Origin of the sequence: Lutibacter flavus (assembly GCF_900188355.1) — a bacterium.
Taxonomy (GTDB): Bacteria; Bacteroidota; Bacteroidia; order Flavobacteriales; family Flavobacteriaceae; genus Lutibacter; species Lutibacter flavus.
Genome location: NZ_FZNX01000002.1, coordinates 475,329 through 487,450, shown reverse-complemented (window position 1 = coordinate 487,450; position 12,122 = coordinate 475,329). Strand labels below are relative to the sequence as shown.

Sequence of the window (12,122 nt, the reverse complement as noted above, 5' to 3'; positions counted from 1 at the left end):
TAATTTATAGCCTACCTCACAACAAATGTACCAAGAAATTTATTTGTATCGAAGTTTAAGAATAATAAGAATTAAAGCCAAAACACCAGTAACGATGTTCGAAAGTATCATTGCCAAACTATTTAAATGAATTCCATAAACTAGCCATAATACAATTCCAATAAAAAAAGCAAGATACATTGTTAATGATAAACTTTCGGTAGATTTCGATCTCCAAACTTTAACTACTTGAGGCACAAATGCAGACGTTGTTAAAATGGCGGCTATTAGGCCTACAATTTCGTAAGAATCTATCATTTTTATTAATTTAATTAAAAAATGTCATTCTGAATGAAATGAAGAATCTTTTGAATAATCCTCATTAATTTGAAGAGATTTTTCGCTCCGCTCAAAATGACAAATATGATATTTTAAAGTTAAGTATGTCTAGCCTTCAATAAATTATTTTACCCAACAATGTTAATTATTTTACCAGGAACTATAATCACTTTTTTAGGAGTACGTCCTTGTAATTGCGCTTGTGTTTTTTCATGTGCCATAACAATCTCTTCAATTTCCTTTACTCCCAAATCTAAAGATAGTTCTATTTTAAAACGCATTTTTCCGTTGAAAGAAACTGGATATTCTTTACTACTTTCAACCAAATATTTAGGCTCAAATATCGGAAATTCCTCTGTTGAAACTGAAGTTTTATGTCCTAATTTATTCCATAATTCTTCAGCAATGTGTGGCGCATAAGGCTCAATTATAATAGCCAATGGTTCTAAAATTGCACGTTTATTACATTCTAAAGCGGTTAACTCATTTACAGCAATCATAAAATTAGAAACCGATGTATTAAAAGAAAAATTAGCAATATCGTATTCTACTTTTTTAATTGTTTTATGTAAAGTTTTTAACTCATCTGCTGTTGGTTCTTCATCAGAAACTGAAAACTCACCATTTACAACATATAATTTCCATAATTTTTTCAAGAAACTATAAACTCCTGAAATTCCTGAAGTTTTCCAAGGTTTTGATTGCTCTAACGGACCTAAAAACATTTCGAATAATCGTAAACTATCCGCTCCGTATTTTTCACAAATAGTATCTGGGTTTACAACATTGTATTTAGATTTTGACATTTTTTCAACTTCACGCCCGCATATGTATTTACCATCTTCTAAAACAAATTCTGCATCTTTATATTCTTCACGCCAATTTTTAAAGGCTTCGACATCTAGCTCATCAGAACCATTTACAAATGATACATCCGAATGAATTGGTTGTACTTTTAATCCTTCAATTAATCCTTTTGAAACAAATTTATTTTCTCCTTCAACTCTATAAACAAAAGCTGAAGTTCCAGTAATCATACCTTGGTTGATCAACTTTTTAGCATATTCATCAACTGGTACAATTCCTTTATCAAACAAGAATTTTTGCCAAAAACGAGAGTATAATAAATGTCCCGTTGCGTGTTCGCTACCTCCAATATATAAATCAACATCTTGCCAATATTCAACCGCTTCTTTGCTTACAAATTCTTCAGTATTTTCAGGATCCATATATCTATTGAAATATGAAGAACTTCCTGCCCAACCTGGCATTGTATTTAATTCTAAAGGAAAAATAGTTACATTATCAATTAAATCATTTGAAACTACTTTATTTTTTGAAGTATCCCAAGACCAAACTGCTGCGTTTCCTAAAGGTGGTTTTCCATCTTCAGTTGGTAAATATTTTTCAACTTCCGGCAATACAATTGGTAAATATTGTTTGTCAATCATTTGCGGCAAACCATTTTTATAATAGACTGGAAAAGGTTCTCCCCAATAACGTTGACGGCTAAAAACAGCGTCACGTAAACGATAATTTATTTTTCCAAAACCAATACCACGTTTTTCAATTTCGTAAATAATGGTTTTCATTGCCCTTTTATAGGTCAACCCATTTAAAAAATCTGAATTAGCAATTTTCACTCCTTCTTTATCTGAACAAGCTTCTTCAGAAATATCTACTCCTTCAAAAATATTAGGAATATCTAATCCGAAATGTTTTGCAAATGCATAATCACGTTCATCGCCACAAGGAACCGCCATTACAGCCCCAGTTCCGTATCCCGCCAACACATAATCTCCAATCCAAATCTGTACTTTTTCACCTGAAAATGGATGCTTTGCATACGCTCCAGTAAATACACCTGAAATGGTTTTTACATCAGCCATACGCTCTAACTCACTACGTTTTGCAGTAGCTTTTACATAAGCCTCAACATCCTTTTTTTGCTCGGCAGTTGTAATCTTTGAAACCAATTCGTGCTCTGGAGCCAAGGTCATAAAACTAACACCAAAAATAGTATCAGGACGCGTTGTAAAAACAGAAATTTCCATTCCTGAATCTTTTTCAACTGGAATTTCATTTCCGCTTTTATTCTCATTTACCTTAGAAATTACAGGAAATTGCAATGCCGAATCAATTTTTGAAACAACCGCATCTATATTTTCTAAAATATCTTCTGGAGAAATTCTAACAACGCTAAAACCTTCGCTTTCAAAAAATTTGCTTCTTTCTTTTTCGTCTTCTTTTCCTGAAAATTCGACAATTGTATTTTTTGTAAAACAAACAAAATCTACAAGAAAAGAACCAACCATATATTTAGCTCTAAATTTTGAAGATCCTTTTTTCTTTTTTAATCTATCCCATAATAATCCCTCTACTTTAGAAGGGTTCGATCTGTTTTCTTTTAATTTTTCAAACTCTTTAAAAGACAATTTCATATCTCTTATATCAGAATTTGTTGAAGTTGATAACACCTTAAATGTTACCATTGCTCCTTCCGAACGACCAATCCAATATGTTTGGGAATCTTTTAAAGGTTGTGGCCAGTCAATTTTAGCTAAACCATCTAATAATCGTTGAGCATAGGCAGTAATTCTCATACTCCATTGCATCATTTTTTTACGAACTACAGTATGTCCACCACGCTCTGAAACACCATTTACAATTTCATCATTTGCTAACACAGTTCCCAAAGCAGGGCACCAGTTCACTTCTGTTTCAGATAAAAATGTTAATCGGTATTTTAATAATATATTTTGTTGTTGTTCTTCTGAAAAACCTTTCCAATCTTTAGCAGTGAATATTTCAATATCTTCATCACAAGCAGCTTTTACCGCAGCATTTCCTTCCGAAGAAAAAATAGCAATTAAAGTTTCAATATCTTCCGCTTTATCACTTATTTTATTGTACCAAGAATTGAATAATTGAATAAAAATCCATTGGGTCCATTTGTAATAATTTGGATCAGAAGTTCTTACTTCACGAGACCAATCGAATGAAAAACCAATTTGATCTAATTGTTTTCTATATGTTTTAATATTGGCTTCAGTGGTAACTGCCGGATGTTGTCCTGTTTGAATAGCATATTGTTCGGCAGGCAACCCAAAAGAATCATAACCTTGAGGATGCATTACATTAAAACCTTTATGACGTTTATAACGAGCATAAATATCTGATGCTATGTAACCAAGCGGATGCCCAACATGCAAACCTGCACCTGATGGATAAGGAAACATATCAAGTACAAAAAACTTTGGTTTGCTAGATTTATTTTCAGCTTTAAATGTTTGGTTTTCTGCCCAATACTTTTGCCATTTGGCTTCTATCTCTCTAAAATTGTATTCCATTCTTTCTATTCAAATTTTGAAAGCGCAAAGTTACATTTTAAATAGAAAACAATAAAGCGTTTAACTTATATAATAAAACACCTTAAAATAATAATAAAACTCTTGTAACATTTGTATAAAAAAAGAGGCTGTCTAAAAAGTAAAATTTTCGTCAACCTAAACTTGATTCAGGTTCTAATATTGATTAATTATCAGTATGATGAAATTCTGAAATAAATTCAGAATGACGGTTTTCAATACTTTTTAAACAGCCTCTTTTAACTATTTTATTATTCGATGGGCTATCCTTTTATCGGAACAGTAACCACTGTATTTCCAAATCCAAGATACATATTTACATCACTATCAGTTCCATCAAAAGCAATTGAAAAAGCTTCAATAGAATCCTCGCTTTTAGAAACTGTTCCTTTAACTCTTACAACATCTTCACTTTTTTTATAGAAATAAGATCCCCAAACATTTTTTGCTGTACTTAATATTACAGTCCATTCACCATCACCTGGAATTGTAAATAAAGTATACGTTCCGGCCTTTACAGCTTCACCTCCAAAAGTAACATCTTTATAAAATGTAATTTCAGCTGCTTCATTTGCTCCTGTTCTCCAAACTTTATCATTTGGCGCTAATTCTGCAACAGTTCTACCTTTTAATTGAGGTCTGCTATAAATTATTTTAACCATTTTGTTAGCCTCTTTATAACTTGAAGGGTAAGAAGCCGCGTCCATTGGACTTGCATCTAATTTTGTAAATTTTTGAGCTGTAATTTCATTTGTAAACATTAATCCCATTGCTAAAACAGCAACTACAAATGCATTTTTTGTTAAAGGATAAATTGCGAAAGTTTAAACCCAAATTAATCTCCTTTCATAATATTGTTTAATTTCGCTTAAAATTATTTTACATTTCAGTTTGAAAAACAAGAACATAAAAGCTCATTTAGCATTACTTGGAGCAAACATTATATACGGTGCTAATTTTTTAATAGCTAAAGGATTAATGCCAAATTATTTTAAACCTTCAGCATTGGTTTTATTAAGAGTAATTGCTGCTGGATTATTATTTTGGATAGTAAAACAATTTGTAAAAGAAAAGATAGAAAAGAAAGATTTTAAGCTTCTTGCTTTTTGCGGATTATTTGGAATTTCTACAAATATGCTGCTCTTTTTCCACGGACTTAGTTTAACATCACCTATTGATGCTTCAATAATTATGACAACAACCCCGGTAATTGTTTTAATTTTAAGCGCTTTTCTTTTAAAAGAAAGAATAACAACTAACAAATATTTAGGTATAATTTTAGGAGGTATTGGAGCTGTTTTTCTAATCTTATATGGAAAAACTTCAGAAGGAACCAGTTCTTTTTTAGGTAATTTATTTGTGTTTTTAAATGCTTGCTCTTATGGTTTGTATTTGGTTTTAGTAAAACCTTTAATGAAAAAATACAAAGCTATTACGGTTATAAGTTGGGTGTTTTTGTTTGGGCTTATCTTTATAATTCCTTTTGGAATTAGTGATTTAGCAACAATAGATTTTAGTACTTTCACAACCAATACTTATTTAGCATTAACTTTTGTAATTATTGGAACTACTTTTTTAACTTACTTATTTAACATTTATGCATTAAGTCATGTGCCGCCATCTGTTAATGGAAGCTATATTTATTTGCAGCCGGTTTTGAGTTTTATTATAGTTAGTATTTATGCTTTTGCCTTTGGACACGAAGAATATTCACAAGATATTAATTTGATAAAAATACTAAGTTGCTTTATGGTAATTTTGGGTGTTTTCATGATTAGCAAAAAGCCAAAAATAAAATTAACCTAAATTATTTTCGCGCTCTTTTTTCTTGTGGTAATAAAGAATAATAAATAAAGTCATTTACTGGAGTTGGAATTTCCAATTCGATACCCATTTTTACAATAGCTCCATTTTGAGCTTCTAACTCTGAAGGTTTACCATCCAAAACATCTCTTTGTAAAGAAGAAGTTGCATCATAAGGTTGACTCTCAATTATTTTAAACTGATTATCAATAGTATCCTCAGGTAAATTAACTCCTTTAGCTTTGGCAATTATTGCAATTTCTTCAGCAGTTTTGCGCATCATTTTTTTTATTTCAGGAATTATAATCATTTCTCCTAAAGTAGCTCTAGTTAAAGCGCCAATTGCACTAATAGTTGAAATAAATAAAAACTTAGTCCAAATAGCAACTTGAATATCTTCAGCTAGTTCAGTTTTTATACCAGCATTTAAAAATGTTCTTTCTAATAAATGAGCTCTCTTTGTTTTCTCATTATTTAACTCTCCAAAAATAATTGTTGGCTCATAAGAAATATGGTTAATAATACCGAAATCTTCAACTTTGCTAATTACTTTGCATAAACCTCCTAACACATGTTTTGCATCAATAATATTACATAAAATAGCTGCATTATCAGCTCCGTTCAATAATGAAATTACCATTGTATTGTCATTCAAAACAGGCTTTATTTGTTTAGCAACTTCAGCCAATTGCCAAGTTTTTACACAAATTAATATTAAATCAATGTCTTTAACTTCAGAAATACTAGCAGTTGCATTTGCTGGTTTTACCAAATAATCTCCTTTAATGCTTTTAAGTTGTACACCATTTTTTTGAATTGCTTCCAAATGCCTTCCACGGGCAATAAAAGTAACGTTGTTTCCTGCCTGAACTAAACGAGTTCCAAAATAACCACCAACACCACCCGTTCCATAAATTACAATATTCATTAGATATTTATTTAATATCAAAAATACAGTTTTAGAGTTTATTTTGGGCTAAAAATTTTGGAATTATCCAGCTAAATCCTGCCGATAAATACTTCATATCGTTATTTAAACCAACCCCATAAGAAACATCTAATTGAAAATTATTATTCACTAAATATGTGAAACCTGTATCTAGATTGCTTTCAAAAGTATTTGATTCTCCCCAAGCTCCATAAGGTTCAATATAAAAACCAACAGTATTTGAAAGTCTTATTCCCAAAGCCACAGAGTATGTTATTGAACTTTTCCTTTCAATATTATCATAACCAATATTGTAACCAACACTAACATTTTTAATTAATACATGAGATACAGCTAATTTATTTACAACCCCTAAATTGTTTGTTGTTAAATTTTCTTTACCTGTTGGTATAATTATATGTGATAAAAATGCAATTTCGGTATTTGAGTTCTCTTTTTTTAAAACCTGAATTTTAACCCCTAATTCTAAATCATTAAACCCGGAATAATCAATATTAGCTCCATTTAACCCAATTTCTGTTGATTCATATTGAGAAACGAAACGAAGTTCAACTCCGTCTGAAATTCCATACCTCAAAAGGGTTGAAGGTCCAAAAAAACTGTTAACTGAATTATCGTTTGTATTTTGAAATATAATTCCACTTTCTATTTGAAAATTTTGTTTCCCAACAGTGACTGTTGATTCGGTTTGGTCCGGTCTATCTGTAATTATTTCTTGAGAAAACGTAACTATTGAAGTAAAAAAAATCAGAATAAAAATTATTGTTTTGTTTTGTATCATTTTAAATTTTTATGCAAATCTATAAATATTTTTTAGACAAGTCTAAATATTTGATTATATTTGTCTAAAATAAAGCGAATAATGCACTCTCAATCAGAAGAAAATTATTTAAAAGCAATTTATAGTATTGAGCTACACAATGGAAAAAGTGTTAGCACAAATAATATTGCCGAAAAACTAAAAACAAAAGCTTCTTCTGTTACAGATATGATTAAAAAATTAGCTGAAAAAAACTTAGTTAATTATAAAAAATATCAAGGTACTAGCCTTACTTCAAAAGGAAAAAAAATAGCAGTTAAAATTGTTAGAAAACATAGATTATGGGAAGCTTTTTTAGTTAACAAACTTGACTTCTCCTGGGATGAAGTACATGATTTAGCCGAGCAATTAGAACATATTAAGTCTGATTCATTAATTGATAAACTAGAAGAGTTTTTAGATTACCCAGCATTTGATCCGCACGGAGATCCAATTCCTGATAAAGATGGCAACATTGAACATCATAAAAACTTAATGCTTTCTTCTGTTGATATCCTTGATGAATGCACTGTAATAGGTGTTAAGGATTCATCTTCAATATTTTTAAAGTTTTTAGATAAAAAAAACATTAAATTAGGGAGTACTTTAAAAGTGATATCAAAAGAGGAATTTGACAATTCAATGGTTATTGAAAATAATAAAAATAACTATTCAATATCACATCAGATTTCAAAAAATTTATTTGTTAAAAAAATATAAAAATGGAACAAATTATAACATATTTAGAAAGTATTGATCCAATATTAGCTGCGTTTTACGCAACTTTATTTACTTGGGCTTTAACCGCTTTAGGAGCTGCATTAGTGTTTTTATTTAAAGGATTGAATCGAGCTTTTTTTGATGGAATGCTAGGTTTTACTGGAGGTGTAATGGTGGCTGCCAGCTTTTGGAGCTTGCTAGCGCCAGGAATTGAAATGAGCCCTGGTGAAGGCTTTATTAAGGTAATACCTGCGGTTGTTGGTTTTGGTTTAGGAGCTTTGTTTCTCTTTGGTCTGGATAAAATCTTACCTCATTTACATGTCAACTTTAAAGAATCTGAAAAAGAAGGTGTTAAAACACCTTGGCACAAAACAACTTTATTAGTTTTAGCAATTACCCTACATAATATCCCAGAAGGTTTAGCCGTTGGTGTTCTATTTGGTGGTGTAGCTGCTGGATTTGATGGAGCAACAATTGGAGGAGCAGTTGCTTTAGCTATTGGAATTGGTTTACAAAACTTCCCAGAAGGATTCGCTGTCTCAATGCCAATTAGAAGACAAGGTGCTAGCAAATGGAAAAGCTTTATGTATGGACAATCTTCAGCTTTAGTTGAACCAATTGCCGCTGTAATTGGAGCTTGGGCCGTAATGACATTTCAACCTATATTGCCTTATGCTTTATCTTTTGCAGCTGGAGCAATGATATTTGTTGTAGTTGAAGAAGTTATTCCTGAAACTCAACGAGACAAATATACAGATATTGCAACCTTAGGATTTATTGGAGGTTTTATTATTATGATGACTTTAGATGTTGGTTTAGGATAATAGTAAACATTTCAAAAATTTGAAAACATTAACAACCACAATCTGAACTACAGTTACCTTTCTTTTTAGTTTTAAAGAAGTACTTTTTAACTAAAAAGCCTATGGCTAAAATAACTGTTAGGTATACTAAAAATTGTTGCATTAACTAAAAATTATAAAGGTTAAAAAGGCAGAAACATAGGCTAGTATTCCCATACCTACTAATTGTAAAATTGGCCATTTCCAACTTTTTGTTTCACGTTTAACTATTGCTAAGGTACCAATACATTGCATAGCAAAAGCATAAAACATAAGTAAGGACATACCTGTTGGTAAATTGAACCTTTTTTTACCAGTTACAGAATTAACCTCAGATGCCATACGCTCTTTTATGGTTCCAACATCTTCTCCTTCACTTTCTACACTGTAAATTGTTGCTAAAGCACCAACAAAAACCTCTCTGGCGGCAAATGAACTTATTAAAGCAATTCCTATTTTCCAATCGTAACCTAAAGGCTTAATAACAGGTTCAATAGTTTTTCCCATTTTACCAATATAAGAATTCTCCAACTTATAGGATGCTATTTTCTTTTGAAGTGCTTCTTCAGGTAAATTTTTATTTTCTTCTTTGGAAGTTATAAATTCTTCAGCATTTTTAAAAGATGATGTTCCATTTGAAGCTAAAAACCATAATACAATTGAAATGGCTAAAATTATTTTACCAGCTCCAAAAATAAATGCTTTTGTTTTTTCAACAACTTCATAAAAAACATTCTTAAAAGATGGTAATTTATAATTTGGCATTTCAATTATAAACAAACTTTTATTTTCAATTTTTAAAACTTTATGCAATAAAATAGCGGATAAAATCGCAGCTAGAAAACCAAGAAAATACAACCCCATTAATGTTAAACCTTGTAAATTAAAAATTCCAAAAATGCGTTTACTAGGTATTATTAATGCAATTAATATTGCATAAACTGGTAACCGTGCTGAACAGGTTGTAAATGGAACAACTAAAATAGTGATTAATCTCTCTTTCCAACTACTTATATTTCTGGAAGCCATAATTGCAGGAATAGCACAAGCCGTACCCGAAATTAATGGAATAATACTCTTTCCGCTCATTCCAAATTTACGCATTATTTTATCCATCAAAAAAACAACTCTACTCATATAGCCCGTTTCTTCTAATACCGAAATAAACAAAAATAAAATGGCTATTTGAGGAATAAAAATAACAACTCCACCAATACCCGGTATTACTCCTTCAGCTATTAAATTGGTAAATGCACCTTCTGGTAAATTATTTTTGGCTATTTCGCTCAAATTTGCAAATAGCCCATCAATTAAATCCATTGGGAAACTAGCCCATTCAAAAATAGATTGAAAAATGAGCAATAAAATGCCCACAAATATTACATACCCAAATATTTTATGAGTTAAAACCCTGTCAAGTTTCGAACGTAAATCAGTAGCTTGAGATTTATCAACTTTATAGGTCTTCCTTAAAATATCATTAATTATTTGATAGCGATAAATGGTTTCTTTATGCTGATATTTTTTAATTTTTTCAGTATTTTCTTTAAAGCTATTTATTTTTGCATGTTGTTCATTCGTTAAAAAATGACAGTAATCTTGTTGGGTTATTAATAACCAAGATTTATATAATGTATTTTTAGGGAAATTAGTTTCTAAATCTTTAAAAAATTCAGCATCAATTTTAGTAGATATATTAGCAATAGGCTCTGTATTCCAATTTTTAAAATTCTCAATTTCGTTTTTTAACTGACCAATCCCAATATTTTTTCTAGCACTTATTAAAACTATTTCAGTTTTTAATTCCTCTTTAAGTTTTTGAAGATCTATAGAAATTCCTTTTCTTTCCATTTGATCAGCCATATTAATAGCTAAAATAGTTGGAATTTGTAAATCTTTAATTTGTGAGAATAATAATAAGTTTCGTTTTAAGTTTTCAACTTCTGCTACAACAACAATTAAATCAGGATATGAATCGTTTTCTTCATTTAAAAGCGTATCAAGAACAATAGTTTCATCCAAAGTTTGAGGATTTATACTATATGTTCCAGGTAAATCAACTATTTCGGCCGTTAATTTATCAGAGATTTTACATTTTCCGTGTTTTTTATCTACTGTAATTCCTGGATAATTTCCTACTTTTTGTTTTAAACCTGTAAGTTGATTGAATAGTGATGTTTTACCAGTATTAGGGTTCCCAACTAAAGCAATGTTAACAACCGAATTGTTTTTCATTTTTATAGCTTAGTAATATTAATTTGAGAGGCCATTTCTTTTCTTATGGCTAAATGGCTACCATTAACTTTAATATATAAAGGATCTTTTAACGGTGCAACTTGTAATAAACGCACCTCTTTTCCTGGCAAACAACCCATTTCTAATAGGCATAGAGGAATAATGTCTAATGAAAAATCTTCAATCACTCCTACTTCTCCAATCTTTAAACTTCCAATTGTATCGCCCATTATTAAGAATTATTATAAATAATATGAGCAAATATACTAAATTAGAATCATTCTAAACAATGATAAATATCATTAATCCCTAGATTCATTTTGCAAAATATTAATATCTGCAATTAATCTTTGTATGTCTTCAGTGTCTGTACCATCATAAAAGCCACGGATTTGGCTTTTTTTATCTACTAGAATAAAATTTTCTGTATGAATAAAATCTTGTAAGCCCCCATCTCCTTCATCCAAAACTGCAAAATAACTCTTACGTGCCAATTCATAAATATGTTTTTTAGGGCCTGTGGTTATATTCCATTTGCTATCAATCACTCCTTTTTCATCAGCATATGCTCTTAATACCGAAACACTATCAATATCTGGTGTTACCGAATGTGATAAAAATTTAACATCATCATCATTAATAAAAACCTCTTGTAATTTCCCAATATTATTAGTCATAACAGGGCAAATAGTCATACATTTTGTAAAGAAAAAGTCAGCAACATAAATTTTACCTTCATAATCCCTTTGAGTAATTGTTTCACCGTTTTGATTTATCAATTCAAAATCTGCTACTTTATGATTTCTTCTAATATGCACCAAACTTTCATCTACTAACTTTGGATTTACATCTGCAGGATTATAAACTGGTAATTTTTTCTCTGGAGTAAGTAAAGAATATATGGCATAAATCATAATAACTGAAAACACACCCATTACTGCCAAGGTTGGAATTGATTTTTTGAAGAATTTTAAATCCATTTTTTATATTTTAAAAACACAAATTTAATACAATAAGCAATCATTACTCACTAAGTGTTTTAAAACTTTGTTAAAACGCCCAGTTCTTAATTAATCCTTTTTATAAAC

General features: G+C 30.2%; 12 protein-coding genes. 3 read left to right on the top strand and 9 right to left on the bottom strand.

Translation table 11 applies throughout. The annotated features are described in order from the left end of the window. Positions 1–39: 39 nt before the first annotated feature. The 3 genes from CHB63_RS08335 to CHB63_RS08325 all read right to left on the bottom strand — a co-directional run bounded on the left by CHB63_RS08335 (position 40) and on the right by CHB63_RS08325 (position 4,447). Positions 40–297 carry a SemiSWEET family sugar transporter gene (locus CHB63_RS08335; protein ID WP_217898404.1) on the bottom strand — a complete coding sequence of 86 codons (258 nt, stop codon included), beginning with the start codon at positions 295–297 and terminating at the stop codon, positions 40–42. Between the two features lie 149 nt (positions 298–446). Further along, positions 447–3,668 carry a class I tRNA ligase family protein gene (locus CHB63_RS08330; RefSeq protein ID WP_089377994.1) on the bottom strand — a complete coding sequence of 1,074 codons (3,222 nt, stop codon included), beginning with the start codon at positions 3,666–3,668 and terminating at the stop codon, positions 447–449. Positions 3,669–3,949: 281 nt separating this feature from the next. After that, positions 3,950–4,447 carry a DUF2911 domain-containing protein gene (locus CHB63_RS08325; RefSeq protein ID WP_245856860.1) on the bottom strand — a complete coding sequence of 166 codons (498 nt, stop codon included), beginning with the start codon at positions 4,445–4,447 and terminating at the stop codon, positions 3,950–3,952. A 130-nt stretch (positions 4,448–4,577) separates the two neighbouring features. On the opposite strand from CHB63_RS08325, the gene CHB63_RS08320 reads away from it, so the two are divergent. Beyond that, entirely contained in the window at positions 4,578–5,492 is a 915-nt protein-coding gene (locus tag CHB63_RS08320) for a DMT family transporter (protein WP_089377992.1), read from the top strand. A gap of 1 nt (position 5,493) precedes the next feature. On the opposite strand, the gene CHB63_RS08315 is transcribed toward CHB63_RS08320, so the two are convergent. Next, positions 5,494–6,417, bottom strand: coding sequence for a ketopantoate reductase family protein (locus CHB63_RS08315; protein WP_089377991.1), 924 nt, complete (start codon positions 6,415–6,417; stop codon positions 5,494–5,496). 31 nt (positions 6,418–6,448) lie between these two features. Further along, the gene (locus tag CHB63_RS08310) at positions 6,449–7,219 is read right to left on the bottom strand and encodes a transporter (protein ID WP_089377990.1); all 771 of its coding nucleotides are present in this window, start codon (positions 7,217–7,219) and stop codon (positions 6,449–6,451) included. An 81-nt stretch (positions 7,220–7,300) separates the two neighbouring features. Between CHB63_RS08310 and CHB63_RS08305 the strand changes: the two genes are divergently transcribed. Further along, the gene (locus tag CHB63_RS08305) at positions 7,301–7,957 is read left to right on the top strand and encodes a metal-dependent transcriptional regulator (protein WP_089377989.1); all 657 of its coding nucleotides are present in this window, start codon (positions 7,301–7,303) and stop codon (positions 7,955–7,957) included. 2 nt (positions 7,958–7,959) lie between these two features. Further along, the gene (locus CHB63_RS08300) at positions 7,960–8,781 is read left to right on the top strand and encodes a ZIP family metal transporter (protein ID WP_089377988.1); all 822 of its coding nucleotides are present in this window, start codon (positions 7,960–7,962) and stop codon (positions 8,779–8,781) included. A 28-nt stretch (positions 8,782–8,809) separates the two neighbouring features. Here the strand turns inward: CHB63_RS08300 and CHB63_RS08295 are convergent, their stop codons facing one another. The 4 genes from CHB63_RS08295 to CHB63_RS08280 form a co-directional block, all read right to left on the bottom strand. After that, positions 8,810–8,923, bottom strand: coding sequence for a FeoB-associated Cys-rich membrane protein (locus CHB63_RS08295; protein WP_089377987.1), 114 nt, complete (start codon positions 8,921–8,923; stop codon positions 8,810–8,812). Then, positions 8,923–11,034 (bottom strand): ferrous iron transport protein B, encoded by a 2,112-nt coding sequence (feoB, locus tag CHB63_RS08290; RefSeq protein ID WP_089377986.1) that lies wholly within the window; start codon positions 11,032–11,034, stop codon positions 8,923–8,925. The genes CHB63_RS08295 and feoB overlap by 1 nt, the downstream gene beginning before the upstream one ends. Positions 11,035–11,036: 2 nt before the next feature. Further along, entirely contained in the window at positions 11,037–11,264 is a 228-nt protein-coding gene (locus tag CHB63_RS08285; protein WP_089377985.1) for a FeoA family protein, read from the bottom strand. 72 nt (positions 11,265–11,336) lie between these two features. Further along, positions 11,337–12,014: an SCO family protein gene (locus CHB63_RS08280; protein WP_089377984.1), complete on the bottom strand. Its 678-nt coding sequence runs from the start codon at positions 12,012–12,014 to the stop codon at positions 11,337–11,339. Positions 12,015–12,122: the final 108 nt, after the last annotated feature.

Excerpts from the sequence above, each read along its gene's own strand:
- CHB63_RS08335 (WP_217898404.1), bottom strand. The coding sequence starts at position 297 with ATGATAGATTCTTACGAAATTGTAGGCCTAATAGCCGCCATTTTAACA.
- CHB63_RS08330 (WP_089377994.1), bottom strand. The coding sequence starts at position 3,668 with ATGGAATACAATTTTAGAGAGATAGAAGCCAAATGGCAAAAGTATTGG.
- CHB63_RS08325 (WP_245856860.1), bottom strand. The coding sequence starts at position 4,447 with ATGTTTACAAATGAAATTACAGCTCAAAAATTTACAAAATTAGATGCA.
- CHB63_RS08315 (WP_089377991.1), bottom strand. The coding sequence starts at position 6,417 with ATGAATATTGTAATTTATGGAACGGGTGGTGTTGGTGGTTATTTTGGA.
- CHB63_RS08310 (WP_089377990.1), bottom strand. The coding sequence starts at position 7,219 with ATGATACAAAACAAAACAATAATTTTTATTCTGATTTTTTTTACTTCA.
- CHB63_RS08305 (WP_089377989.1), top strand. The coding sequence starts at position 7,301 with ATGCACTCTCAATCAGAAGAAAATTATTTAAAAGCAATTTATAGTATT.
- CHB63_RS08300 (WP_089377988.1), top strand. The coding sequence starts at position 7,960 with ATGGAACAAATTATAACATATTTAGAAAGTATTGATCCAATATTAGCT.
- CHB63_RS08295 (WP_089377987.1), bottom strand. The coding sequence starts at position 8,923 with ATGCAACAATTTTTAGTATACCTAACAGTTATTTTAGCCATAGGCTTT.
- feoB (WP_089377986.1), bottom strand. The coding sequence starts at position 11,034 with ATGAAAAACAATTCGGTTGTTAACATTGCTTTAGTTGGGAACCCTAAT.
- CHB63_RS08285 (WP_089377985.1), bottom strand. The coding sequence starts at position 11,264 with ATGGGCGATACAATTGGAAGTTTAAAGATTGGAGAAGTAGGAGTGATT.
- CHB63_RS08280 (WP_089377984.1), bottom strand. The coding sequence starts at position 12,014 with ATGGATTTAAAATTCTTCAAAAAATCAATTCCAACCTTGGCAGTAATG.